At 65.9% G+C, this 25,222-nt stretch carries 21 protein-coding genes and 1 pseudogene; 7 read left to right on the top strand and 15 right to left on the bottom strand.

Features of this window, described 5'->3' with window-relative positions; all coding sequences use genetic code 11:
- The first annotated feature begins 141 nt into the window (after positions 1–141).
- The 5 genes from IEW22_RS19975 to IEW22_RS02565 all read left to right on the top strand — a co-directional run bounded on the left by IEW22_RS19975 (position 142) and on the right by IEW22_RS02565 (position 4,498).
- Positions 142–891, top strand: a complete 750-nt coding sequence (locus tag IEW22_RS19975) for a type I glutamate--ammonia ligase (protein WP_229742105.1) — start codon at positions 142–144, stop codon at positions 889–891.
- Complete coding sequence (locus IEW22_RS02580) at positions 828–1,640, top strand: glutamine synthetase (RefSeq protein WP_229742104.1); 813 nt, start codon at positions 828–830, stop codon at positions 1,638–1,640. The genes IEW22_RS19975 and IEW22_RS02580 overlap by 64 nt, the downstream gene beginning before the upstream one ends.
- Positions 1,618–2,967 carry an aromatic ring-hydroxylating oxygenase subunit alpha gene (locus IEW22_RS02575; protein WP_229742103.1) on the top strand — a complete coding sequence of 450 codons (1,350 nt, stop codon included), beginning with the start codon at positions 1,618–1,620 and terminating at the stop codon, positions 2,965–2,967. The genes IEW22_RS02580 and IEW22_RS02575 overlap by 23 nt, the downstream gene beginning before the upstream one ends.
- Positions 2,964–3,626, top strand: a complete 663-nt coding sequence (locus tag IEW22_RS02570; protein WP_188585000.1) for an aromatic-ring-hydroxylating dioxygenase subunit beta — start codon at positions 2,964–2,966, stop codon at positions 3,624–3,626. The genes IEW22_RS02575 and IEW22_RS02570 overlap by 4 nt, the downstream gene beginning before the upstream one ends.
- A gap of 125 nt (positions 3,627–3,751) precedes the next feature.
- The gene (locus IEW22_RS02565; RefSeq protein WP_188584999.1) at positions 3,752–4,498 is read left to right on the top strand and encodes a type 1 glutamine amidotransferase; all 747 of its coding nucleotides are present in this window, start codon (positions 3,752–3,754) and stop codon (positions 4,496–4,498) included.
- Here the strand turns inward: IEW22_RS02565 and IEW22_RS02560 are convergent.
- The 4 genes and pseudogenes from IEW22_RS02560 to IEW22_RS02545 form a co-directional block, all read right to left on the bottom strand.
- On the bottom strand, positions 4,477–4,908 hold the full coding sequence (locus IEW22_RS02560) for a PPOX class F420-dependent oxidoreductase (RefSeq protein ID WP_188584998.1): 432 nt from the start codon (positions 4,906–4,908) through the stop codon (positions 4,477–4,479). The two genes, IEW22_RS02565 and IEW22_RS02560, sit on opposite strands and share 22 nt — an antisense overlap.
- Positions 4,909–5,006: 98 nt before the next feature.
- Positions 5,007–6,714, bottom strand: a pseudogene (locus IEW22_RS02555) (MFS transporter).
- A complete protein-coding gene (locus tag IEW22_RS02550) occupies positions 6,711–7,160 on the bottom strand; it encodes a MarR family winged helix-turn-helix transcriptional regulator (protein ID WP_188584997.1) in 450 nt (149 codons plus the stop codon). The pseudogene IEW22_RS02555 and the gene IEW22_RS02550 overlap by 4 nt, the downstream one beginning before the upstream one ends.
- 89 nt (positions 7,161–7,249) lie before the next feature.
- Positions 7,250–7,846, bottom strand: a complete 597-nt coding sequence (locus IEW22_RS02545) for a TetR/AcrR family transcriptional regulator (RefSeq protein WP_188584996.1) — start codon at positions 7,844–7,846, stop codon at positions 7,250–7,252.
- A 239-nt stretch (positions 7,847–8,085) separates the two neighbouring features.
- On the opposite strand from IEW22_RS02545, the gene IEW22_RS02540 reads away from it, so the two are divergent.
- Positions 8,086–9,243 carry a tyramine oxidase subunit B gene (locus tag IEW22_RS02540; RefSeq protein ID WP_188584995.1) on the top strand — a complete coding sequence of 386 codons (1,158 nt, stop codon included), beginning with the start codon at positions 8,086–8,088 and terminating at the stop codon, positions 9,241–9,243.
- Complete coding sequence (gene solA / locus IEW22_RS02535; protein ID WP_188584994.1) at positions 9,240–10,433, top strand: N-methyl-L-tryptophan oxidase; 1,194 nt, start codon at positions 9,240–9,242, stop codon at positions 10,431–10,433. The genes IEW22_RS02540 and solA overlap by 4 nt, the downstream gene beginning before the upstream one ends.
- Here solA and IEW22_RS02530 read toward each other — a convergent pair.
- The 11 genes from IEW22_RS02530 to gltB form a co-directional block, all read right to left on the bottom strand.
- Positions 10,412–11,245 (bottom strand): MurR/RpiR family transcriptional regulator, encoded by an 834-nt coding sequence (locus IEW22_RS02530; protein WP_188584993.1) that lies wholly within the window; start codon positions 11,243–11,245, stop codon positions 10,412–10,414. The two genes, solA and IEW22_RS02530, sit on opposite strands and share 22 nt — an antisense overlap.
- Before the next feature lie 103 nt (positions 11,246–11,348).
- Positions 11,349–12,188, bottom strand: a complete 840-nt coding sequence (gene phnE, locus IEW22_RS02525) for a phosphonate ABC transporter, permease protein PhnE (RefSeq protein WP_229742102.1) — start codon at positions 12,186–12,188, stop codon at positions 11,349–11,351.
- Positions 12,185–13,012, bottom strand: a complete 828-nt coding sequence (phnE, locus tag IEW22_RS02520) for a phosphonate ABC transporter, permease protein PhnE (protein WP_188584992.1) — start codon at positions 13,010–13,012, stop codon at positions 12,185–12,187. The genes phnE (IEW22_RS02525) and phnE (IEW22_RS02520) overlap by 4 nt, the downstream gene beginning before the upstream one ends.
- Positions 13,009–13,845 carry a phosphonate ABC transporter ATP-binding protein gene (gene phnC / locus IEW22_RS02515; protein WP_188584991.1) on the bottom strand — a complete coding sequence of 279 codons (837 nt, stop codon included), beginning with the start codon at positions 13,843–13,845 and terminating at the stop codon, positions 13,009–13,011. Before phnC ends, phnE (IEW22_RS02520) begins: the two co-directional genes overlap by 4 nt.
- A 55-nt stretch (positions 13,846–13,900) precedes the next feature.
- On the bottom strand, positions 13,901–14,908 hold the full coding sequence (gene phnD, locus IEW22_RS02510) for a phosphate/phosphite/phosphonate ABC transporter substrate-binding protein (RefSeq protein ID WP_229742101.1): 1,008 nt from the start codon (positions 14,906–14,908) through the stop codon (positions 13,901–13,903).
- A gap of 176 nt (positions 14,909–15,084) precedes the next feature.
- Positions 15,085–15,756 (bottom strand): HAD family hydrolase, encoded by a 672-nt coding sequence (locus tag IEW22_RS02505; protein ID WP_188584989.1) that lies wholly within the window; start codon positions 15,754–15,756, stop codon positions 15,085–15,087.
- 93 nt (positions 15,757–15,849) lie between these two features.
- Complete coding sequence (locus IEW22_RS02500) at positions 15,850–16,323, bottom strand: hypothetical protein (protein WP_188584988.1); 474 nt, start codon at positions 16,321–16,323, stop codon at positions 15,850–15,852.
- 8 nt (positions 16,324–16,331) lie between these two features.
- Positions 16,332–17,216: an acyl-CoA thioesterase gene (locus IEW22_RS02495; protein WP_188585043.1), complete on the bottom strand. Its 885-nt coding sequence runs from the start codon at positions 17,214–17,216 to the stop codon at positions 16,332–16,334.
- A gap of 195 nt (positions 17,217–17,411) precedes the next feature.
- The gene (gene pyk, locus IEW22_RS02490) at positions 17,412–18,830 is read right to left on the bottom strand and encodes a pyruvate kinase (protein ID WP_188584987.1); all 1,419 of its coding nucleotides are present in this window, start codon (positions 18,828–18,830) and stop codon (positions 17,412–17,414) included.
- Between the two features lie 276 nt (positions 18,831–19,106).
- Positions 19,107–20,609, bottom strand: coding sequence for a glutamate synthase subunit beta (locus IEW22_RS02485; protein ID WP_188584986.1), 1,503 nt, complete (start codon positions 20,607–20,609; stop codon positions 19,107–19,109).
- Positions 20,602–25,197 carry a glutamate synthase large subunit gene (gene gltB, locus IEW22_RS02480; protein ID WP_188585042.1) on the bottom strand — a complete coding sequence of 1,532 codons (4,596 nt, stop codon included), beginning with the start codon at positions 25,195–25,197 and terminating at the stop codon, positions 20,602–20,604. Before gltB ends, IEW22_RS02485 begins: the two co-directional genes overlap by 8 nt.
- Between the last annotated feature and the right edge of the window lie 25 nt (positions 25,198–25,222).

Below are 25,222 nucleotides of genomic sequence, written 5' to 3'. Positions count from 1 at the left end.
GTCTAGAGGCCGACGTCCCGTTACACACGTTTAACGCATTACGTCCTCTCACCGACACGTAACGCCCATAACGTCCCTTACGTCTCGGTTAGTCCATATGTCCCACCACCCTCACCATCCACTCCTCAGCCAGGAGCAGCCATGTCCGAAGCGTCTCCACACGGTTTCATCGCGCGTCACGGTCTGTGGACCGAAGAGCAACACGCCGCCGCCGATGCCATCGCCCAGCAAGTGAAAGACAAGCGGTTCAAGACGATCCGGGTCAGCGTCGCCGACCCGCAGGGAAAGCTGCGGGGAAAGACGCTGCTGCCCAGAACATTCCTCTCGACGCTCACCAACGCACTGGATTTCAGTTCCGCTCAGTTCAACTTCGACTCCGGGGAGAACATCGCCTTCAACCCGTTCACCAAGGGCGGCAGCCTCGACATGGCCGAGATGGAGGGTTTCCCCGACCTCGTGCTCGTACCCGATCCGCTCACCTTCCACGAACTCCCGTGGTCGCCGGGCACCGGATGGATCCTCGGCGACATGTACTTCAACGACGGGACTCCCGCTCCGTTCGACGCACGGCACAAACTCAAGAAGGTCGTGGCGGAATTGGCCTCGGAGTCAATGGAATACGTCGCCGGACTGGAGATCGAGTTCTACCTCACCCGTATCGTCGACCCCAAGCTCGCTCCCGAGGACAGCGGGACACTCGGATCACCGCCGGCACCGCCGGTGGTCGAGACCATCGGCAAGGGCTATGCCTACCAGTCCGAAGTGCAGATGGACGGCATCGACGACTTCCTCGGGACCGTCGCCGACTATACTGTGAGCGGCTCGACATGCCGTTGCGCACCATGGAGGACGAACTCGGTCCCGGCCAGCTCGAGTTCACCTTCGACGTGATGGGCCCACTACAGGCCGCCGACACGATGACGCTGTTCCGGTCGATGATCAAGCAGGTCAGCGCGCGCATGGGTCTGCATGCGACGTTCATGACCGCTCCCGGCCTGCCCGGCTTCTGCGCAAGCGGGTGGCATCTGCATCAGAGCATCAACGACACCGAGGGCAACAACCTCTTCGTCGCCGAACCCGGTTCCGACGGCCTCCTCTCACCGCTGGGTCGCAGCTTCGTGGCTGGTCTGCTCGAACACGCCGCTGCGGCATCGGTGTTCACCACCCCCAGCGTCAACGGGTACCGACGCCGCCGCCCCTATTCCCTGGCCCCCGACCGCGCCACCTGGGGCCACGACAACCGTGCGGCGATGTGCCGTGTCCAGGGCGGTCCAGGAGATCCCACCTCCCACATCGAGAACCGCATCGGCGAGCCGACGGCGAATCCGTATCTCTACCTGGGCTCGCAGATCGCCGCCGGGCTCGACGGCATCCGGCGCACGCTGGACCCCGGACCGGTGGAAGCCGATCCCTACAGCGCGACGGACCGCCCGAAACTCCCGGTCACTCTGATGGATGCTGTCGACGAACTCAAACGCAGCCAGTTCTTCCGCGACACGTTCGGCAACACGTTCATCGACTGGGTACTGGGTATGAAGGCCTCGGAGATCGGTCGATTCCTTGCCGCCGAGCCGGATTGGGAGAAGACCCCCGACGTCGTCACCGAATGGGAGCACCGTGAGTACTTCACGAAATACTGAGACAGGTCCGGATGTGGACGGCCCCGACACCACTGGTCCGCTCCACCGCTACGACGAACTCGTGACCGACGTTCGGGTGCACCGCAGCATGTACACCGATCCGGCGATCTTCACCGCGGAGATGAACCGGGTGTTCGGCGGCACGTGGACCTATCTCGCGCATGAGAGCGAGATCCCCCAGCCCAACGACTTCGTCCGCAAGAATCTCGGTCTGCGGCCCATCATCGTCACCCGCGCCAAAGACGGCAGCATCCACGGCCTCATCAACCGATGCACCCATCGTGGGGCGACGGTGTGTCGCACCGATTCGGGCAATGCGCGCAGCTTCATGTGCCCGTACCACAATTGGACTTTCACCAACACGGGCAAGCTCACCGGTGTGCCGATGCACAAGGGATACGGGGCGAGCTTCGATCGTGACGAGCTCGGTCTCGGTCGCCTGCGCATCGATTCCTACCGTGGATTCGTCTTCGGCACCCTCGATCAGGAGATCGACGATCTCGCAACCCATCTCGGCGATGTGACGAGCTATATCGACCAGTGGCTCGATCGGTGGCCCGGCGCGGAGCTGGTGGTTCGCCACGGCCAGACCCGGCTCAACTGCAAGGGCAACTGGAAACTGGTCTACGACAATTCCGCCGACGGCTACCACCCCGGCTTCTCTCACGCCTCGCTGTTGCGGATGCGTAAGGACCGCTACGGCGTCGGCGTGGACATGCAGTGGGCGCTCGGCGACACCGATGCGGGACTGCAGACAGTCACCGACCTGCACAACGGCAACACATTCCTCGATCAGCGCGCAGAGATCGACAGCTACTGGGATTCGGCCGCGCCGATGCCGGGGCAGGACAGTTTCGAACAAGCGATCCGGGCACAACTGGATGAGGTGTCGGCCAAGGCCGCCCTGGACGTGGTGGTCGGATCGGGGATGAATCTCAACATCTTCCCCAACCTGCTCATCATCGGGAATCAGATCCAGGTGATCGAGCCGCTCGCCGTCGACGACACCGACATCGTCTGGTATTCGACGAGCCTGCACGCACCCGACCTGCCACCCGAGGTGAACTCGCTGCGCGTACGACTGCAGGAGGATTTTCCCGCATTCGGAGAGCCGGACGATCTCGCCAATTTCGAAGAGTGCCAACGCGGACTCGGTGTCGAGGAGATGGAGTGGGTGGTGACCAACCGCCACATCGACACCGGCACCGAGACCCTCGACGCCAACGGCAACGTGACCGGCCCGGTCACCGACGAACTCCCGATCCGAGCGTTCTGGCGGCGCTGGAAGAAGCTGATGACCTCCGAGACCAAGCTGGTGGCCCGATGAGCGCCCCCGAACGCGAGATCCACCGCGACCCCGACGATCCGGTGGTGCGCTATGCGCTCGACACGATCCTCGCCGACAGTCTGCGATCGCCCTACATCGACGACGCGTACTACGCGAAGCTACGCCACGACCTGGTGGAATGGGACGCGGTCGGCACGCCGCTGACGCAGCCCGAACGCGACGAGTATGAGGCACTGGTGTTGCACGAGAGTTGGCTATTGGACCGCAGAGCGTTCGAGCAGTGGTATCAGCTGTACTCGAGGGAATGCCTGTACTGGATTCCCGCGGCACGGGATATGCCCGATCCGGACTCAGGTGATCCGCAGTCGCGGGTGACGATCGCCTTCGACGACCGTCGACGCATGGGCGACCGGATCGTATGGCTGAGAACGGGTGTGGCGTATTCGCAGTTGCCGCCTTCCTACACCTCCCATGTGAACACCGGCTTCGTCCGGATCCCCACCGCGACCGCCGACGAGGTCAAGGTTCGTTCGCAGTTCGTGGTCCACGAACTACGCGACGGCCATGTTCTGCAGACCATGCCGGGGTGGATGGGGCATGTCTTCGTGCGGCAGGACGGCGAGCTGAAGATCGATCGCAAGATCGTGTGTCTCGTCGACGGTCACCGCAGCCACCACAACCTCACCTTCCTTCTCTGACGCCTCCTCGCTCTGTCTTCGCGTCCGCACAACCTGCCGGACGATATCCGCACGCGTAACGTTGCCGAGGCCATGTGCGCAGGCGGTGCGCGCGGATTCCCTTCGAGCAAGGAGATGCTGGTCCGATGAGTCCTGCCGCACGGGTCGTTGTCCACCCTGCCGTGCTGGTCGTTGTCCACGATGTGGCACCGCGATTTCGACGCCCGGTTCTCGGGTCCCTGTTGCCCGCGATGCTGCGCCGCGGCTTCACCGTCGACATCCTCGAGGCGCGTGAACTCGACGGAATCGACCTCGCCGGCACAGATCTCGTATGTGTCACCGGGTCGCCGGACTCCGTCTACGACTCGTCACTGGACTGGGTGGCACCAGAACGGGAGTTCCTGCAGCGAGTCGATGCCGCCGGCATCCCCGTACTCGGGGTCTGTTTCGGCGCGCAGATACTCGCCGACGCACTCGGCGGTTCGGTCGCACCCAGCAGCGGACCCGAACACGGTTTCACCCTCGTGGAGACCACACGTCCGGAGCTGATCGCGCCCGGACCGTGGATGGAATCCCACCACGACACGATCACCGCTCCCCCGACCGCGGAGGTGATCGCCCGCACCGAACACAATGTGCAGGCGTTCACCGTCGGCGCCCATCTGGGCGTGCAGTTCCATCCGGAGATCACCCCGGAGTGTTTCCTCGCCTGGCGCGAGGGGTTCGACCGCCACGGTCGTGACAACTCCTACGACTCCGAGGTCGACGTGCCCGCGATGACCGCCGAGATCGAATCACGCGCAACCGCAGCAGCAGCCGACTGCGACGAGCTGTTCGAGCGGTTCCTGCGCCACGCGGGACTCGGCTCAGATCACCGTAGCTTCGCGCCGTAGACGTGAGTCACGTTCAGGATCAGCAACACTCGCCGGTCGGCCACCATCACCGAGCGATACTCGTCCCAGTCGGGATGTTCCCCCGCGCCGAGCCGGTAGTACTCGACCAGCGCATCGACCTCATGACCCTGCGGATCGGTGCCGGGCCCGATCAGCGTCGCATCTCCTTCGGCGGTGGCCCAGGTGTAGTGATCGGGGCTGGTGTACTCGATCGCCGCGCGGGGATCACGCCGCAGATTGGCCGTTTTCGCGCGACCTTCGGTCATCGACACCAGGATGCGATCGCGATCACGGTCGTACACCGAGGTCACCGGTGACAGTTGTGGCAGTCCGTTCGCCTTGATCGTGGCGAGCACGCCGATCGATGTCTCGGCGATCAGTGAGCGGGGGTCGAATTCGTTGCTGGTCATGTGTGTCGCAACCCCGGGCATCTGGAGCTGATTCCCTGACATCCTGATTCTCCGACATGCCGATTCCCCGGGGTTGTGTGCGCCCGTCTGTTCCGGTCTCACTCGCCGACGCGCTCGGGCCGGCGCCCGCGCAACAGCGAAGCGACCGCTGCGCAGACCGACAGTGCGATCGAGACGGTGAACACCACCACGAGACCGTCGGGAACGGCCCCGACAGCAGCTGCGGGAAGAAGCTGTGGCCGGTGAGCGTGGCCACCTGCTCCTGCGACAGCGAACCCATCACCCCGGTGCCCGACAGCAGGTGCTCGATCGGGTTGACCCCCAGGATGGCCGAGAACAGCGACGACACCGGGGGCAGCCCGGCGACGTCGTGCGCGACATCGGCGGGCACACCGTGGCTCGACAGTCCGCTCGACATGGCTGCGGGCAGGCTCGACGACAGGCCGACGATCATCAGTGAGAAGAACACCCCGATCGACAGTGCGGTTCCCGAGTTCTGGAAGGTCGACCGCATCCCCGAGGCCACCCCGCGATAGCGCGCGGGCACGCTGCTCATGATCGACGAGGTGTTGGGTGCGGCGAACATCCCGGTGCCGATGCCGTTGAGTGCGATCAGCAGCGCGAACGCCCAGTACGGGAACTCGATGGGCAGCAACAGCAGTCCCACGAAGCTCAGGCCGAAGACCACCATGCCGACGGTGGCGAAACCGCGGGCGCCGAAACGGTCCGACAGGGCACCGGTGAGCGGTCCGGCCACGAAGAACCCGGCGGTGAGCGGGAGCATGAAGATGCCGGCCCACAGTGGGGTGTCGGCATAGTCGTAGCCGTGCAACGGAAGCCAGATCCCCTGCAGCCAGATGATGAGGATGAACTGCAGACCGCCCTGTGCCAGTGAGGAACACAATGCGGCCGTGTTACCCGCGGTGAACGGCCGGATCCGGAACAGCGACAACTCGATCATCGGGTCGGCGACGCGCTTCTCGACACCGATGAAGGCGACCAGCAACACTGCTCCAACCACCAGCAACCCGATCACCAGCGGATTCGACCATCCCATCGTGTGACCGCCATAGGGCTGGAGTCCGATGGTGATGGCGATGAGGATCGCCGACAGTCCGAGCGCGAAGGTCGCGTTACCCCACCAGTCGATGCGCCCGGGATGGCGTTCTCCGTTGTCCCGCAACTTCAGATACGCCCAGATCGTGAAGAACAGCCCGATGGGTACGTTCACCCAGAACACCGCACGCCAGTCCCACGCCGAGAGCAGCCCACCGAGCACGAGCCCGCTGAGTTGGCCCGCGAGCGCGGCAACCTGGTTGAGACCCAACGCGAATCCCTCCGGTCGGCGGGGAACGCGTCGGTGAGGATCGCCGCCGAGTTCGCGGTGAGCATCGACCCTCCGAGAGCCTGCAGTACTCGCCAGCCGATCAGCCAGATCGCTGCCGACTGAGCGTGAAACGGGTCGAACGACAACAGGATCGAGGCGATGGTGAAGACCAGGAACCCGGCGTTGTAGATGCGGACACGACCGAACATGTCGCCAAGACGCCCGAGGGTGGTGACGGCGACCGCCTGAACGAGGCGGTAGCCCATGATCATCCACAGCAGGAATCCGATATTCGACGAGGACAACGGATCCAGACCGATGCCGCGGAAGATGGCCGGCAGCGAGATGATGACGATCGAACCGTCGAGCGCCGACATGAACACTGCCGCCGTGGTGTTCGACAACGCCACCCACCGGTAGCGGTCGTCATGTCCGCTCGGACCGCCCGCCTGCGCACTCCTGGTGTCGACCGCCGTCACAGGGCCTCACCGACACGGTCGAGCAGTGGCAGGATCTCGGCGACGGCCACGACCTCGTCGGGCGACAGCGCCGCCGACATCGCCTCGGCCAGGGCCCGCGAGGAATGATGGCGACGATCGGTGAGCGCCTCGACCCCGGCCGGCGAGAGAGTGAGCATGATGCGGCGGCCGTCGGAGGGGTCGACGGCGCGGTCGAGCAGACCGCGCTCCATCAGACCGGCGATGGTGACGCCCATCGCCTGCGGGCTCACCTGCTCCCGACGCGCGAGGTCTGCCGACGTCGCCGGTCCCCCCCGGTCCAAACGGGCCAGAACCCGTCCCTCACCGACAGTCGGGTCGCCGGGGGCGCGATGCACCCTCAGACGCCGGATCAGCGCGCCGGTGACGATGCGCAGCTCGGCGGCCACCGCATCGACATCCACCTCGGCATGGTCGGACTCAGTCATGGCCATCAATGTAGATTGATAAACCCCCATTGATCAACTAGCGCTGATCAACCAGCGCGGATCAACCAGCGCAGATCGCGCGACCCCGATCAGGATCGGCGCAGTCGGCGCAACATCCCACGCAGCCGGTCGATCTGCGGTTCGAGCAACAGCAGGTCGTCGCCGCCGAGGGTCACCGCGCGGAACACCAGCCCGTCGATCGCCGAGAAGATCACGTCGGCCGTCTCCGCGTCGTCGGGCAACCCGAGACTGCGCAACGAGGTCCGGGTGGCTTCCCGATAGGTCGCGTAGTAGCGGTCGACATGCGGACGCAGCTCCGGACGCCGGCGCGACTCGAGCACCAACTCGTACTGGAACACCTGCTCGTCGAGGGTCGCAAGCACCGAGTCGCTGAGTCCGGCCACGAAATCGTCGATGTCCTGCGCGCCCGTGGCCAGCGTCGACCCGTCCAGGCTGATCTCCACGCAGTACTCCAACGCCGCCTCGAGCAGGTCGTCGAGGTTGGCGAAGTGATGCTGGATGGTGCCGTGGGTGACTCCGGCCTCGGTGGCCACGGCCCGATAGGTCAGTTTGCGGATCCCCTGCCGCGAGACGATCCGGATCGTGGCAGCGATGAGGGCGTCGCGGCCCTGCCCGTATCCGGGCCTGTCCGCGGATGTCGCACCGATCAGCGCACGCTGGTTCATCGGTCACTCGCCTTCACATCGAAATCCTTCGTGATCACCACCGGCCTCGGCGACCGGGTGCCAGAGCTGTTTACACGATCACAACATTGAGACCATCGATCGAAACATTACAAACGTAATTTTCTCTGTGTAGGTTTCACCTTACTGCTGCCGATGCGGCCCGGCAGTACATACGCGAGGACACCGGCGCGACGTGGTCACCACCGACCCCCGCGCCGCCGACGAAGGAAGCATCGACCATGACCGACACGCCAACGACTCGCCCGAGTACCGCGATCGATTTTCTGTACCTGTCCGAACCCGACATGATCGCCGCCGGCGTGACCGACATGGCCGCCTGCGTGGACACCATGCAGGAGACCCTCGTTCTGCTGCATCGTGGCGACTACCGGATGGCGGGGTCCAACAACGACTCGCACGGTGCCATGATCGGCTTCCCGGAGACCTCGCCGTTTCCCGGGATGCCCGTCAACACCCCCGACCGGCGCTTCATGGCGATGCCCGCCTACCTCGGCGGAAGCTTCGGGACCACAGGCGTGAAGTGGTACGGCTCCAACATCGACAACCGCGACAAGGGGTTGCCCCGTTCGATCCTGATGTTCATGCTCAACGACACCGTCACCGGCGCACCCCTGGCGCTGATGAGCGCGAACCTGCTGTCCGCCTATCGCACGGGAGCCATCCCCGGTGTCGGCGCGCGATTGCTCGCCCGTCCCGACTCCCGGGTCGTGGGCATCGTGGGCCCCGGCGTGATGGCCAAGACCTCGCTGTCGGCGTTCATCGCCGTGTGTCCCAAGATCGACACCATCAAGGTCAAGGGCCGCAGCCGTAAGAGCATGGACTCGTTCACCGCCTGGGTGACCGAGAAGTTCCCCCAGATCACCACCATCACCGAGGTCGACGAGATCGAAGATGCCGTTCGCGACTGCGACATCGTCACCTTCTGCACGACCGGCCTCGAGGGCGACCCGAACACCTACCCCACCGTCAAACGTGAGTGGGTCAAGCCCGGCGCCTTCCTGTCGATGCCCTCAACCTGCAACATCGACAAGGCGATGGAAGCCCCCGACGTGCGCAAGGTCGTCGACAACACCCGCATGTACGAGGCCTGGGCCGAGGAGACCGCGTATCCGTCGCACAACCACGTCCCGATCATCGGCTCCAAGTTCATCGACATGATCCACGACGGCACGATGAGCAAGGACGACCTGATCGACATCGGAGCGGTCGCCGACGGCGACGCAGTGGGTCGCCGCAGCGACGACGAGATCGTGATCTTCTCCGTCGGCGGCATGCCCGTGGAAGATGTGGCGTGGGGAACCACGTTGTACCGCAACGCTATCGAGCGCGGTATCGGCACCAAGCTGAACCTGTGGGAAACACCGGAGCTGGCATGAGCACCGACACCCTCAACTCCGTGCGCCGCGTCGAGGTGGTCGTGGTGGGTCTGGGCACGATGGGGTCGATGGCCCTGTGGCAGTTGGCCTCCCGCGGCGTCGATGTGCTCGGCATCGAACAGTTCGGACGTATCCACACCAACGGTGCCTACGCGGGCGAGTCACGTCTGTTCCGCGTGGCGGCCAAGGAAGGCCAACTGTTCACTCCCGCGCTGCTGCGCTCGCGTGACCTGTGGCGCGAACTCGGCGCGGCCTACGGTCAGGATGTGCTGCTGGAAGTGGGCGCACTGAGTGTGGCCCCGCAGGGACACCCTGACATCGAGTCGACACTGCGTTCGATCAAGGACTACGACCTGCCCCACCAGGTGTTCGACGCAGGCGAACTGCGCAGTTCCTTTCCGCAGTTCTATGTCGAGGACTCCGACATCGGGGTGCTCGACCTGCTCGGCGGCGCGATGCGGCCCGAGGTGGCGGTGGCCGCGGCGACCGATCAGGCACTCGCCGGTGGTGCCGACACCTGGTATGACACCGAGGTGGTGGGCATCGACGAGACGTCCGACGGTGTGCGCGTGCGGACCACGAGGGGTGAGGTGCTCGCCGACCGGGTGGTGGTGACCGCCGGTCCATGGACCACCCGCCTGCTCCCCGAACTCGCGGATGTGGTTGCCGTGGACACCTATTCGCTGACCTGGCTCATGCCGCGACATATCGAGATGTTCACCCCGCAACGTCTGCCCGGTTTCATGCGAGACCTCGACGACGTCCACGCATTCGGCGTCCCGTCACTCGACGGATACGCGATCAAGATCTGCCCGCATGTGATTCTCGATCCGGTGTCGGACTGGGACGAGCGCCCGACCACACTGGACCGCGAGCAGCTCGAGTGGATCGGCCGACAGGCCGCTCGGATGATGCCCGACCTGATCCCCGACGTGGTGCGCTGGTCGCTGCACTCGGATTCGGTTGCCGCCAACAAGATGCCGATCATCGACACCGTCGCCGGCGGTGCGATCGTCATCGCAACCGCCATGAGTGGCAACGGGTTCAAGTTCGCCCCGGTGTGGGGCGAGATGCTCGCCGATCTCGCGACCGGCGGTGAGGGTCGCTTCAGCGAATACGGGTTCACCATCGCCGGGCACCGCGACCAGATGACTGCCGCGGCCGCCGATCAGCCCTCGTCGATCAAGTAGTCGCTGATCACCTCGAGTGTTGCGGTGCGGCGGCGCTCGGCACTCTCGCCGAGTCTCGCCGACACCGCGGCCACGAGTCCCTCCAGGAGGATGAACTGCGGTATCCGCGAGGTCACCGTCACCTCGTCGCGGAAACTGAAGTCGGCGATCCCCACCACCAGGGTGATGTCGGCCGCGGTGGCCAGCGGTGAATGCGAGAATGCCGTCACCGCAATAACTGTCGCGCCGGCGCGGGTGGCCAGCTCGGCCGCGCGGATACTCGGCGTCGACGCACCGCTGCCGCTGAAGACCACCACCACGTCGTGGTGGTCGACCACCCCGACCGTCACATGCTGGGTGATCACATCAGCCGGCGCCATCACATGGATCCCGCGCGACATCAGTCGCGCGGCGAAGTCTGCGGCCACCGCGGTCGACAGCCCGTTTCCGATCACCACCACCGACGACGCACCGACGAGCAGTTCCACGGTGCGTTCCACGTCGTCGTCGTCGAGCAGCGCGGTCATCGATTGCATCGATGCCGCGACGTGGTCGAAGGTGGCCCGGACGGTGGCCGCAGGGCCCTGCCCGGAGGGTTCGGCCGCGACCGCGGTCATCCCCGCGTCTCGGGCCAGCAGCACCCGCAGTTGCTGATATCCGGTGAACCCCAGGCTCTGGCAGGCGCGCACCACCGTCGCCCGCGATGCTCCCGCCCGGTCTGCCACCTGTTGGGAGGACATGTCGATCACATGGTCGGCGTTGGTGAGCAGTACTGCCGCGACCGCCTGCTCGGTGGGCAGCAGCGACGGTGCCATCGCCCGCACATGTGCCACGAGTTCACCTGGTCGCCAGGATCTTTCGGCCGTTCCGCCATCGGACCCACCGGACGCGGTAGTGCGGGGTCGATCCGCGCCGGAGTTGTGTGTCGCCTCTTTCTCAGCCACGCCACCTCCCGGTGATGATTCGTTGCCGGATGCGCCCGGAGATCTGGTCGATGACGACCGTCACGACCACCACCACCAAGAACAGCGTTCCGACGGTGGGCCACATCCGATATTGCACTGTCTGGGTCAGCATCGAGCCGATACCGCCCGCACCGACGAGACCCAGCACGGCCGACGCACGGACGTTGATCTCGAAGCGGTACAGCCAGAATGCCAGTATCTCCGGTGACACCGACGGCCACACCGCACAACGCAGGATCTCCGAGCGTGAAGCCCCGCACGCGGTTGCGGCCTCGATCGGCCCGCGCGGGGCACCCTCGATGGCCTCGTACTCCCATTTGCCCAGGGTGCCCACCGATCCCACCGCGATCGCCAGCGCACCGGTGAACGGTGTCAGGCCGGTGACCGACAAGATGATGATGGCGATGATCACCTCGGGCACCGCTCGCAGGACCGCGAACACCAGTCGCAACGGGAGCCGCAGCCACACCGGCGACACGGTGGAGGCGGCGAAGAAGCCCAGCGGCAGCGACACCACCACCCCGATCACCGTTCCCAGCCACGCCATCTCCACCGACTGCCAGGTCGCGTCGGCGGCTTTGCCGATCGACGCCCAGTCGGGCGGGCAGAACATCAGCGACACGTAGTGCACGAAGTCCTGCGGGAAGGTCGACAACCGCGACCAGGTGATGTCGATGTCGGCGAATGCGGCGATCACCACGACGGTGACGATCACCCATGCGATCCGTACCCCGAGGTGACGGGGCTTGCGGGGCCGCCGAGTCGGCGTCGGCGGCGGCGTCACGGCGCCGGCGGTGACCGTGGGCATCATGCGAGCCTCCTGCGGATCGTCGACGACACCGCCTCGATCACCAGGACGACCACGAGGATCTCGAGGATGATCAGCGACAGCGGGTGGTAGTGGTAATAGCTGCGCACCTCGTCGATGAGCAGTCCGAGCCCGCCCGCCCCGACGAGACCCAGAACCGAGGACGAGCGGACGTTGAGTTCGAGGACGTACAGGGTCTGCGCCAGATAGGTGGGCACGATCTGCGGCCACATGGTCGCGCGGTTGGCCTCGACCAGCGTCGCCCCGGCGGCGAAGGCGGCCTCTCGCGGCCCGGTGTCCACCGCGTCGAGTGCCTCGGAGACGAGCTTGACGATGATGCCGATGTTGAACAGGATCAGCGCCAGGATGCCCGGCAGCGCGCCGGTTCCCACCATCGACACCAACACCGCCGCCGACATCAGGTCGGGGATGGCACGGATCACGTTCATCACCGTGCGCACCGCGAGCAGCGCGCCACGGTTCGGGTTGGTCACGCGAGATGCCCAGAATGTCAACGGAATCGACACCAGCGCACTGACGGCGGTGGCGATCACCGCCATCTCCAGTGTCTCCAGCAGAGGACGCACCGTCTGCGGGAAGAACCAGTAGTCGGGCTGTAGCAATTCGGCGATCTTGTCGGCGCCGTTGCGCCAGTTGTTCGCGATGTCGGACACGTCCCCGTCCACGGCGCGCCAGGACAGCACCGTCAACACGACGACCACCGCCGCGGCCAGCCATCGTCGCCAGGCCGTATGCGGTTTCGCCGGGCGCCGGGACCCGGGCGGCGACCCCCGCCCGGTCGGCGCCTGCGCAGTCCCCGTCGTCACAGCGACGCCCTCGCGTCCATCACGTCCTCGCCGGTCAGCGAGCGCCCGTAGATCCGTTCGAACACCTCCTCGTCGGCATCGGCGCCGACCCCGTCGAACACGATCTGCCCCTCACGCAGCCCGACCAGTCGCCGGCCGTACATCCGCGCGAGGTCGAGGAAGTGCAGGTTCACCATCACCGTCAATCCCAGCTCGGTGTTGATCCTGCGCAGATCGCGCATCACCACATGGGAGGTGGGCGGGTCGAGCGACGCGACCGGCTCGTCAGCGAGCATCACCTTCGGTCGCTGCGCGAGGGCACGGGCGATGGCCACCCGCTGCTGCTGACCGCCCGAGAGCGTCGAGGCCCGTTGATAGGCCTTTTCCACGATGTCGACGCGCTCGAGACACTGCATCGCTATCTCGACGTCGTCGGCGGAATACGCGCCGGTCATGGTGCGCCACGTGGGTGCGCTGTGCACGCGGCCCACCAGCACGTTGTTGATGACCGAGGTGCGCCCGGTCAGGTTGAACCCCTGGAAGATCATGCCGATCTCCGAACGCAGGTCGCGCAGGGCACGCCCGTGCAGAGCCTCCACCCGCCTGCCCCCGACCCGCACGCTGCCCGAGGTGATCGGGACGAGCCCGTTGATCACCCGGATGAGGGTCGACTTGCCGGCACCGGACAGTCCCACCACCGCGACCATCTCCCCCGCCGGGATGCTCAGCGACACTCCGCGCAGGGCATGATGCCCGTTGCGATAGGTCACGTGGACATCCTCGAGTTCGATGTCGACCGGCACCGTCGCCGGTTCACCGTGCGTGACCTGTCCGGCCTGATCCTGTGCCGTCATGCCGCTACCCCTTCACAGCTGGAACGCCGTCGGTCGATGCCGCCGGTCGCGATGTCTAGGATGCACCGATCGAGTCGGCCTCGGCCTTGGCCGCCTGGAGGGCGGTCGCGTCGGCCGGGCGCAGACCGGTGATCTGATAGATCGCGTCGAGGGACTTCACACCCTCGCTCGTCCCCGCGTAGTCCAGCAAGGCCTGCTTGATCTTGTCCTGCCACTGCGAGGACAACCCCGCCGACACCGACACCCCGTCGTTGGGGATCTCCTTGGTGAGCGCGAACACCACCACCTTGGATTTGACGTCGGGCTGATCGGTGGCCACTGACTGGCGTGCGTCCCAGTAGGACACACCCACCTGATCGTCGCCCTTGAGAACGGCCAGGACCGACGCCGGATGCGAGCCCACCTGTGTGAGGTCGTCGTCGGTCTTCACGTTGACGCCGGCGGTCTTCAGCGCAGCGGTGGGGAACACGTATCCCGCAGACGACGCCGACTCGAGCATCACCACTTTGGAGTTCTTGATCTTGCCGATCTCGTCGAGACCTGCGGGCCCGTCACCCGAGGCGGTGTTGTTGCAGAACAGATATCCGTCGGCATCGGGTTTCGGTGTGTCGGCGCAGTACTTGGACGGGTCGTTGGTGAAGAACTGTGCGGGGTAGGTCGTCTTGCCCTTGCGCACCGACTGCAACGACGGCACCGCGCCGTAGCGCTCACACGCCTGCACCATCTGCAACGGCGGCAGCAGGCCGATCTGCGCCTTGTTCGCACCGATGGCCTCGACAGCGGCCTGATAGTCCTGGGTGATCACACCCCTGACGGGAATGCCGAGCCGTTCGGTGAGCGCCTTCTCCAGCGGCTTGACCGTCTCGACCAGCTTGTTCGCATCTCCCGACGGCACCAGCGCCAGCGTGAGTTCCTTGGGGGCCGCGGCGTTGGGATCCGACTTGCCGGTGCAGGGCCCGGCCGCACTCGATCCGGCCGCCGAACTCGAATCGTCGTGTGCGCCACAGGCCGACATGAGCGCGGCAGCCAGCACCACAGCGGTGACGGCGGGCACCACACGCATGCGGCAGCCTCGGTGCGCCCACCTTCTCGCGATGTCTGCTCGTGCCGAGCCGCCCCGTGCTGTCGGGGTTCGTGCTGTCGTGTCCTGTGATGTCATCTTCTGGGTCTTCACTGTGTTTCCCCTCATCTGGCAGTGCATGTGGCGTGTATCGGTCTCGCGGCGGCCGGGCCGCCCGGTCAGGTCTGCTCGCCGGTGGATACCTCGAGCCAGGTGGCCAGCTCGTCGATCAGTGCCTCCGGCGTGACCGCACGCCAGGTCGGGTCACCGTCGCCTCGCCCGAATCTGTCGATATAGGCTGTGGAATAACCGAATTCGTGTGGTACGGCAAGGTCGTTGATCCAGATGTCGCCGATCGCGGCGACGGATCGCTCGCCGATATCGGCCGCGCTGAGCATCTTTCGCATCCCGGCAGGTTTGGCGGCATCGGTCACCACATGGTCGAATGCCTGCGCCAGCCCCAATTGCCCTAGCACCGAATCGATTCCGATGTCGGGAGCGTTGGTCACCAGCACTGCGGTCGCATCGGTACCGGCGAGAAGATCGGCCAGTCCGGCCGGAGCGTGGACGTCGAGCACTCCGTCCGCCAGTTGTTCACGGCTGCGCAGATAGCAGCCCGCCAGATCGTCGAGGGAGCAGCGATCGCCGACCAGTTGCGCCACTGCGGCGTAACCGTCGAGGAACACCGATCCGCGATCACCGCGCAGGAATGCGTTCAGTTCGGTCTCGATCACACCGAATTCGTCAGCGGGAAGCAGCTTTTCGACCTCGTGGGCATAGGCAAGCACTGGATCGTCACCGAGACAGGTCGTGCCGTCGAAGTCGAAGAGAAGAATCGGTGCTGCATCCACGAGGAGCAACATACCCACCTATGAACACTTCGACCACAGAAGGAGTGGGTATGAAACAGTTGTTCATCTCGATTTCACACCGCGCGGACGCAGTCAGAACAATGTCAGGCGGATTCCCGAGCGCAGATCATGCTCGCTGACCTTCTCGTCGACGACGTCGGCGATCTGCAGCGAATACGTCCCGTGGCCCGACGTCACGTCGTCGACGGAGAACGAGAACACGCACGAGTTCCCGTCCACCTCGCCGTCGGACAGCTCCCCCACGAAGGCATCAGGATGCTCGCCGTAGCCGATCCGTAGCGCCGCACCACCGACGACTGCGGAGAACCGTCCGCTGCCGACACAACCGCCGCCGTCGGTCAGTTGCGCCGACCTGGAGTCGATCACCACTCGACCACGTGCGGTGAAATGTCCCGGCGACGAGCCGAGGGCCAGCGCGATGATCGTGATCGCGGCGAGGACGGCCAGCAGCAGGGTGCCCCCGACGATCACCGGAATGCGGCTGCGTCGCTGCCACGTACGGCGTGGCCTGTCGGGTCCGGGCGGCAGCCAGTACGCCGGACGCACGGGCGGCGTCAGCGCGCTGCCCTCGAGACCATGTGTTTGATGATCGCCTCCTGGGTCACCGTGGCGATGAGCGATCCCTCAGCGTCGAAGAATCGGCCGCTCGACAGGCCTCGCCCGGCCACCGCGACCGGCGACTCGGTGGCGTACAACAGCCAGTCGTCGAAGCGCACCGGTCGGTGAAACCACATGGAGTGGTTCACCGTGGCGACGAAGAGTCGGTCTGCACCCCAGGACAACCCGTGGGTGGTGAGGATCGAATCGAGAACCGTGGAGTCCGACGCGTAACACATCGCTGCCACATGCATGGTCGTGTCGTCGGGCAGCGGCCCGTCGGTGCGCATCCACACGCGGTTGTGCCCGAGAGTGGTGCCCGCCTCGCGCAGCTTCCACGACGGATCGTTGGCGAACCGCATGTGGATGGGGCGCAGCGCATCGATGAACATCGGGATCTCGTCCTCGAACCCGGTGAAGTGCACATCCACCGGTTCGAGAGCATCCGGGCCCGGCACGTCGGGCAGGTCGACACCGTGCTCGAGTCCGGCCGAGGGCTGCTGGAACGCGATGAGCGCCGTGTAGATCACCTCGTCGTTCTGCACCGCGGTGACCTGACGGTTGGCGAACGGCCGGCCGTCGCGCAGCCGTGTCACCCGGTATTCGAGGTCTGCGTTCACATCCCCGCCCCGGATGAGGTGCGCGTGCAGCGCATGCACCGGCGGGGTGCCCTTCGTGAGTGTGCGGGCCGCGGCGACCACCGACTGCGCGAGCAGCTGACCGCCGAATGTCCGCGGTCCGACCTTCTCCGGGTGCACACCGACGAACACGTCGTCGCCGACCTGTCGAAGATCGAGGATCGCCAGCAGTGCCGCGAGATCCGGCGACACCTCGGTGTTCACGGGGTCGGGCACTCGTCGGGGTCCTTTCTCACCGCGGTCAGCCGGACGCGGACCGCTCGAGTCACCCTATCCCGACATCTCGACCTCGACGGGCATGACCTCGACGAGTTCGACCTCAACGAGCAAGACCTCGACGAGTGCGATGCGCACCGTGGTGACAGCCGCCGCGGTGCCGGCACGCCACCACCCAGCGCTCTAGGTGATCTGTTCTCCGAGCCGGTGCACCCGGATGAGGTTGGTGGAGCCCACAGTTCCCGGCGGCGAACCGGCCACGATGACGATCTGGTCGCCGCGCTTGAGCCGGCCGATCGACGTCAACGCGTCATCGACCTGAGCGATCATCTCGTCGGTAGATCGCACCTGCTCGACGATGAACGTCTCGGTACCCCAGCTCAGCGCGAGTTGGCTACGCACCTCCGGCAGCGGGGTGAACGCGAGCAGCGGCAGGTAGCTGTGCAACCGCGCGAGCCGGCGCACGGTGTCACCGGACTGGGTGAACGCGACGAGCGCCTTGGCGTCGAGACGCTCACCGATGTCGCGTGCGGCGTAGGAGATGATGCCCCGCTTGGTCCGCGGCACATGGCTCAGCGGTGGGACGCCGCGGCCGCCGTTCTCCGCGGCCGAGACGATCCGGCTCATCGTCCGCACCGTTTCCATCACGTGTTTGCCGACCGATGTCTCGCCCGAGAGCATCACCGCGTCAGCGCCGTCGAGGACGGCGTTGGCGACATCGGATGCCTCCGCTCGCGTCGGTCTCGAGTTCTCGATCATCGAGTCGAGCATCTGGGTGGCCACGATCACCGGCTTGGCGTTCTCGCGCGCCATCTGGATGGTGCGCTTCTGCACGAGCGGCACCTGCTCGAGCGGCATCTCGACGCCGAGGTCACCGCGCGCCACCATCACCGCGTCGAATGCGAGCACGATCGCCTCGAGATTGTCGACGGCCTCGGGCTTCTCGAGTTTGGCGATCACCGGCACCCGGCGCCCGACCCGATCCATCACCTCGTGCACGAGTTCGACGTCGGAGGGCGAACGCACGAACGACAGTGCAACGAGGTCCACACCGAGTCCGAGCGCGAACTCGAGGTCGTTGATGTCCTTCTCCGACAGCGCGGGAACCGAGATACTCATCCCCGGCAGCGACAGACCCTTGTGGTCGGAGACCTCCCCGCCCTCGGTCACGCGGGCGACGACGTCGTTACCGTCGACCTCCTCGACGGTGAGGCCGACCTTGCCGTCGTCGACGAGCAGACGATCGTCGGGCTTGGCGTCCTCGGCGAGGTTCTTGTAGGTGGTCGACACCCGGTCGTGGGTACCTTCCACGTCGTCGACCGTGATGCGGACCTCTTCACCGGTTGCCCAGTAGGTCTTGTGGTCCTTGAAGGTTCCGAGGCGGATCTTGGGTCCCTGGAGATCAGCGAGGATCCCGACGGCTCGTCCGGTGGAGTCGGACGCCTTGCGGACGCGGGCGTACATCTCCTTGTGGTCGGCATGCGATCCGTGGCTGAAATTCAGTCGCGCGACATCCATGCCGCTTTTGACCAACTCGAGGACGAGATCGTCGGATTCCGTGGCTGGGCCCAGAGTGCACACGATCTTGGTTCGACGGTTCACGCGATCGAGCCTAGTCCGGTGTGGTGCCCATCTCCACGTCCTGACGATGTTGTCATCCAACGTTCTCCGGCAATGTCGAATGCTACTGAGCGGTAACACCGGACCAACCGGGCAGACGCATCGTGACGCCGGTCTGCCCGGCCCGCCCTGTGCGACGAGACGCCGACCCGGGACGGCGACATCGCGCCGGTGTCGGGACCGACGGATGACACGCATGCCACCGGCAGATGCCTGACCCGACGGGATCTGTGCCACGACGTCGCGGCACATCTGGGGTCAGACCACGGACAGGGGCAATGAATTCGGTCGCACCGGTGAGGGCAGTTCGGAGTCGCCGACGAGGTAGGCGTCCACAGCACGCGCGGTGGACCGTCCCTCGGCGATCGCCCACACCACCAGTGAGGCGCCGCGGTGGGCGTCGCCGCAGACGAACACGCCCGGTGCCGACGTCTGCCAGTCCGAGCCGCAGTCGATGACCCCGCGCCGGTTCTTGTCGACCCCGAGCTCCGACAGCAACGGCTCGTCGGCGACACCTTCGAAACCGATGGCGAACAGTGCGAGCTCGCAGGGGATCTCGAACGCGTCGCCCACCGGGGTGATGGCGCGGCGACCGTCTGCGTCACGCGTCACGGTGACCTCGGCGAGCACCATCGAGCGGACGTTACCGTCCTCGTCGCCGAGGAACCGTTGCACCGCAACCTGATACTTGCGCTCGCCGCCCTCGTCATGCGAACTCGAGGTGCGCATGATCAGCGGCCACGTGGGCCAGGGCGAACGGTCGTCGTCGCGTTCGGAGGGCAGTTCGGGGTTGTAGTCGAGCTGCACGATCGATGCCGCACCCTGGCGGTGTGCGGTACCCAGACAGTCCGCGCCGGTGTCGCCGCCGCCGATGATCACCACATGCTTGCCCTTGGCGGTGAGCGGCGACGGTCCGTCGCCCTCACATTCGCGATTGGCCGGCACCAGATGCTCCATCGCCAGGTGGACGCCGCCGAGCTCGCGGCCGGGAACGACGTTGTCGCGTGCCTTCATCGCGCCGATGGCCAGCACCACCGCGTCATGGCGCGAACGCAGCTGCTCGACGGTCAGATCGACCCCGACATCACAGGAGGTGACGAATTCGGTTCCCTCGGCACGCATCTGGGACAGCCGACGGTCGATGTCGGCCTTCTGCAGTTTGTACTCGGGGATGCCGTAGCGGAGCAGACCACCGAGTCGGTCGTCACGCTCGTAGACCACCACCGCGTGACCGGCTCGGGTGAGCTGCTGGGCAACGGCCAGACCTGCGGGACCGGATCCGACCACCGCGACCGACTTGCCCGTCCGGATGGCAGGCCGCTGCGGGTCGACATACCCCTCATGCCAAGCCGTTTCGGCGATCGTCTTCTCGACACGTTTGATCGTGACGCTGCCGCCGGTGGTGTGCTCGGAGATACTCAGCACGCATGCGGCCTCACACGGCGCCGGACAGATCTTGCCGGTGAACTCCGGGAAGTTGTTCGTCGCATGCAGGCGTTCGCTGGCGGCATCCCAGCGCCCGCGCCGAACCAGATCGTTCCACTCCGGGATCAGGTTGCCCAGCGGACATCCGGCCGATCCCGAGTGACAGAACGGGATACCGCAGTCCATGCACCGCCGGGCCTGTTCGGCCACCTCGGCCTTGACCACCGGCGGCGCCGGATGGACGTACACGTCATCCCAGTCGTGGATGCGTTTGCGCACCGGTCGGTAGTGCGACTCCTGCTTGGACACCTCGAGAAAACCGCGGGGATCAGCCACGTGCCGCCTCCATCATCGCCGAATCGACATCTCGTCCCTCTGCCTTGGCCATCCGCGCGGCGTCGAGCACCCGCTGATAGTCGGTGGGCATCACCTTCGTGAACGCCAGGCAGCGTCGTGGCCAGTCGGCCAGCATGGACGCCGCGATGGCCGATCCGGTGTAGCCGGCGTGCGCAGAGATGATGTCGTGCAACCAGATCAGATCGTCGGGGTCGGGTTGTTGCAGCGCGACCAGTGCCCGGTTGACCTTCGCCGGGTCGAGGTCGTACACGAAGGCGATGCCTCCGGACATGCCGGCCGCGAGGTTGCGTCCGGTGGGTCCGAGGATCACCACACGCCCACCGGTCATGTACTCACACGCGTGGTCGCCCACACCCTCGACCACCGCTGTGGCACCGGAGTTGCGCACCGAGAAGCGCTCCCCCACCTGCCCCCGCAGATACACCTCCCCCGAGGTGGCGCCGTAGAGGATCGTGTTGCCGGCGATCACCTGATCCTCGGCCACAAACCAGGCGTCGGGGTCGGGCCGCACGATGATCTTGCCGCCGCACAGCCCCTTGCCCACATAGTCGTTGGTGTCACCGGTCAGCGACAGCGTGATGCCCGGGGGCAGGAATGCGCCGAGGGACTGCCCGGCCGACCCGGTGAGGTTGACCGTGATCGTGTCCTCGGCCAGCCCGTCGGCACCGTATCGCCGGGTCACCTCCTGCCCGAGCAAGGTGCCCACCGTACGGTTGACGTTGCGCACCGGCAGCTCCAGCGTGACCGGATGGGCATCCTCCAGCGCCCCCTCCGCGAGCTGGATCATCGTCTGGTCGAGCGCCTTCTCGAGACCGTGATTCTGTTCTCGCACACGATGTTTCGGAGAATCCGAATCCGACGTCGCGAAGATCGCCGACAGGTCGAGTCCCTGACTCTTCCAGTGGGCCACGCCCTTGTCGGTGTCGAGCACCTCGGCGTGACCGATCGCCTCGTCGAGAGTGCGGAAGCCGAGCATCGCGAGATGTCGACGGACATCCTCGGCGATGAACTCGAAGAAGTTGACCACATGCTGGGCCTGACCGGTGAACCGCGCACGCAGTTCGGGATTCTGCGTGGCCACACCCACCGGGCAGGTGTCGAGATGACAGACCCGCATCATCACGCAGCCCGTCACGATCAGCGGTGCGGTGGAGAACCCGTACTCCTCGGCACCGAGCAGCGCCGCCACCATCACGTCACGCCCGGTACGCAGCGCGCCGTCGCACTGCACCGTGATGCGGTCGCGCAAGCCGTTGAGCATGAGGGTCTGCTGGGCGTCGGCCAGGCCGATCTCCCACGGTGTCCCGGCATGTTTGAGCGAGGTCAGCGGCGATGCGCCGGTACCGCCGTCGTGACCGGAGATGAGCACCACGTCGGCATGGGCCTTCGACACACCGGTCGCCACCGTCCCGACGCCCAGCGCGCTGACCAGCTTCACGTGGATCCGAGCCTGCGGGTTGGCGTTCTTGAGGTCGTAGATCAGCTGGGCGAGATCCTCGATCGAGTAGATGTCGTGATGCGGCGGGGGTGAGATCAGTGCGACACCCGGTGTGGAATGCCGGGTCTTGGCGATCCACGGGTACACCTTGTAGGCCGGGAGCTGGCCTCCCTCACCGGGTTTGGCGCCCTGTGCCATCTTGATCTGGATGTCGGTCGCATTGACGAGATAGTCACTGGTCACGCCGAACCGGCCCGAGGCGACCTGTTTGACGCGGCTGCGCCGGCGCGGATCGTAGAGCCGGTCGGTGTTCTCCCCGCCCTCACCCGAATTGGACCGACCGCCGATCTGGTTCATCGCGATCGCGATCGTCTCGTGCGCCTCGGCGGAGATCGACCCGTAACTCATCGCGCCGGTGTTGAACCGCTTCATGATCTCGCTGATCGGCTCCACCTCCTCCAGCGGGATCGGCTCGCGCCCTGCGGTGTCGAATTCGAAGAGACCGCGCAGGGTGCCGCCCTCACGCGACAACCGGTTGACCTCATCGCAATAGCGTTGGTAGACCTCGTGTTTCCCGGTCTTCGTCGCATGCTGGAGCAGGAAGATCGTCTCCGGGGTGAAGACGTGCAGCTCCCCTTCACGGCGGTACTGGTACTCCCCGCCCACCTCGAGCCGACGATAGGCGAGCTCGGTCGGATTGTCGGAGAAGGCGAGGTCGTGACGCATCCGCACCTCGCGGGCGAGTTCGTCGAGGCCGACACCGCCGATCCGCGACTTGGCGCGCGTGAAGTACTCCTGGACCAGTTCGGGGTTCAGCCCCACGGCCTCGAATGCCTGTGAGCCCGTATAGGAACTCACCGTCGAGATCCCCATCTTGCTCATCACCTTGAGCATGCCCTTGCCCAGAGCCTGGATGTAGTTGCGCACCGCCTTGCTGGCTGCCACCCCGGTGAGCTCACCCTCGCGGATCAGGTCTTCGATGGATTCGATGGCGAGGTACGGGTTGACGGCCGCGGCGCCGAAGGCGACCAGCAGCGCCACGTGGTGCACCTCGCGGGCATCACCGGCTTCCACCACCAGTGCCACCCTGGTGCGTTCCTTGGAGCGCACCAGGTGATGGTGCACCGCCGAGACGGCCAGTAGCGACGGGATGGGTGCACTGTCGCGGTCGACGCGTCGATCCGAGATCACCAGCGTCGAATGACCTTCGGCGATCGCCTCCGACGCACGACGACGCAGGTCCTCGATCGCCTCGGCCAGGCCCTCCCCGCCGGCAGAGACGTCATAGTGTGCGCGAAGGACTTTCGCCGAGAGCCCACGGTTGTCACCGTCGTCGTTGATGCGCACGATCTTGGCGAGTTCGTCGTTGTCGAGCACTGGCCAGGGCAGCACGATCTGGCGACACGATGCCGCGGTGGGCGCCAGCAGATTGAGTTCGGGCCCCATCACGCGCCCCATCGAGGTGACGATCTCCTCGCGGATGGCATCGAGGGGCGGATTGGTGACCTGGGCGAACAGCTCGACGAAATAGTCGAAGAGAAGCCGGGATCGCTTCGACAGCACCGCGATCGGGGTGTCGGTCCCCATCGAGCCGATCGGTTCGGCACCCGAGGCGGCCATCGGCGTCAGCAGCACGCGCAGATCTTCTTCGGTGTACCCGAAGGTGATCTGCCGCTCGACCACGGTCTCGTGGTCGGGCTGATACCGCGGCCGCGAGGGCAGGGTCGCGATGTCGAGCAGACCCGCATGCAACCACTCGTCATACGGCGCGGCGTTGATGAGGTCGGCCTTGATCTCCTCGTCGGGCACGATGCGGCCCTGCCGGGTGTCGACGAGGAACATCTTGCCCGGCTCGAGGCGCCCCTTGGCGATGATGTTGTCGGTGGGGATCTCCAGCACACCGGCCTCCGAGGCCAGGACGATGCGACCGTCACGCGTCTGCCACCAGCGTCCCGGCCGCAGCCCGTTGCGGTCGAGGACCGCCCCGATGACCGTGCCATCGGTGAAGGTGACACAGGCGGGGCCGTCCCACGCCTCCATCAGTGAGGCGTGAAAACCGAGAAATGCCCGCCGTTTCGGATCCATCGCGGGTACGTTCTCCCACGCCTCGGGCACCATCATCATCACGCTGTGGGCGATGCTGCGGCCGCCGAGGTGGAGCAGTTCGAGGACCTCGTCCAATGACGCCGAGTCCGATGCCCCGTCGGTGCAGATCGGGAACACGCGGGACAGATCACCGGGAATCAGATCGGTCTCCAGCAGGGCCTCGCGGGCGCGCATCCGATTGCGGTTGCCGCGCACGGTGTTGATCTCGCCGTTGTGAGCGAGGAAGCGGAACGGATGAGCCAGCGGCCACGCGGGAAAGGTGTTGGTGGAGAACCGCGAGTGGACGATTGCGATCGCGCTCGCGCAGCGCTCGTCACGCAGGTCGGCGTAGAACGCCGGCAGCTGCACCTCGGTGAGCATCCCCTTGTAGACGATGGTGCGGCTCGACAGTGACGGGAAGTACACCCCCTCACCCGCATCGGTGCGCAGGTGTTCGGCGCGCTTTCGCAACGGGTAGACGATGCGGTCGAGATCGAGTCCTGCCGGTCTCGCCGCGCCGCCGGCCGGGTCGACGGTGACGAACAGCTGACTCATGTACGGCATACAGCCGCGTGCGTTGGTACCGATGTCGGCACCGTCGGGATCGACGGGGAGGTCACGCCAGCCCAGGATGGTGATGCCCTCGTCACGGGCGAGGTCGTTGATGAGCCCGACGACGATCTCGCGTTCACCGGGATCGGCGGGCAGGAATGCCAGACCGGCGGCAAAGGTGTTGTCCCCGGCCGCGTTCGGTTCGGGCAGATCGAAGTCCACGACCTCGCGGTAGAGCTCGACGGGGAGCTGCATGAGTATCCCGGTGCCGTCGCCGTCCTTCGGGTCGGCGCCCGCGGCACCTCGGTGTTCGAGGTTCTCCAGCGCGAGCAGTCCGTCGGCGACGATCGAGTGCGACCGGCGGCCGTGCACATCGGCGACCACGGCCACACCGCATGCATCGGATTCGACGTCGGGGTCGTAGAGCCCCTGTGCACCGGGCGCGTGGGAGAAGAGCGGACCGGTCCGGCGGGCAGCAGTGGAGTCGAGCATGGAAGACCTTCCCACGAATGGCCGG

This window comes from Gordonia jinhuaensis (genome assembly GCF_014639795.1).
Taxonomy (GTDB): Bacteria; Actinomycetota; Actinomycetes; order Mycobacteriales; family Mycobacteriaceae; genus Gordonia_B; species Gordonia_B jinhuaensis.
The sequence above is the reverse complement of the archived record's forward strand: the minus strand, read 5'-3'. Positions and strand labels throughout refer to the sequence as shown.

Coding starts and splice junctions, on each gene's coding strand:
- IEW22_RS02545 (WP_188584996.1), bottom strand. CDS start 7,846: ATGAACCAGCGTGCGCTGATCGGTGCGACATCCGCGGACAGGCCCGGA.
- phnD (WP_229742101.1), bottom strand. CDS start 14,908: ATGCGTGTGGTGCCCGCCGTCACCGCTGTGGTGCTGGCTGCCGCGCTC.
- IEW22_RS02580 (WP_229742104.1), top strand. CDS start 828: ATGCCGTTGCGCACCATGGAGGACGAACTCGGTCCCGGCCAGCTCGAG.
- IEW22_RS02570 (WP_188585000.1), top strand. CDS start 2,964: ATGAGCGCCCCCGAACGCGAGATCCACCGCGACCCCGACGATCCGGTG.
- phnE (WP_229742102.1), bottom strand. CDS start 12,188: ATGATGCCCACGGTCACCGCCGGCGCCGTGACGCCGCCGCCGACGCCG.
- IEW22_RS19975 (WP_229742105.1), top strand. CDS start 142: ATGTCCGAAGCGTCTCCACACGGTTTCATCGCGCGTCACGGTCTGTGG.
- IEW22_RS02560 (WP_188584998.1), bottom strand. CDS start 4,908: ATGACCAGCAACGAATTCGACCCCCGCTCACTGATCGCCGAGACATCG.
- IEW22_RS02565 (WP_188584999.1), top strand. CDS start 3,752: ATGAGTCCTGCCGCACGGGTCGTTGTCCACCCTGCCGTGCTGGTCGTT.
- IEW22_RS02550 (WP_188584997.1), bottom strand. CDS start 7,160: ATGACTGAGTCCGACCATGCCGAGGTGGATGTCGATGCGGTGGCCGCC.
- phnC (WP_188584991.1), bottom strand. CDS start 13,845: ATGACGGCACAGGATCAGGCCGGACAGGTCACGCACGGTGAACCGGCG.
- gltB (WP_188585042.1), bottom strand. CDS start 25,197: ATGCTCGACTCCACTGCTGCCCGCCGGACCGGTCCGCTCTTCTCCCAC.
- IEW22_RS02540 (WP_188584995.1), top strand. CDS start 8,086: ATGACCGACACGCCAACGACTCGCCCGAGTACCGCGATCGATTTTCTG.
- solA (WP_188584994.1), top strand. CDS start 9,240: ATGAGCACCGACACCCTCAACTCCGTGCGCCGCGTCGAGGTGGTCGTG.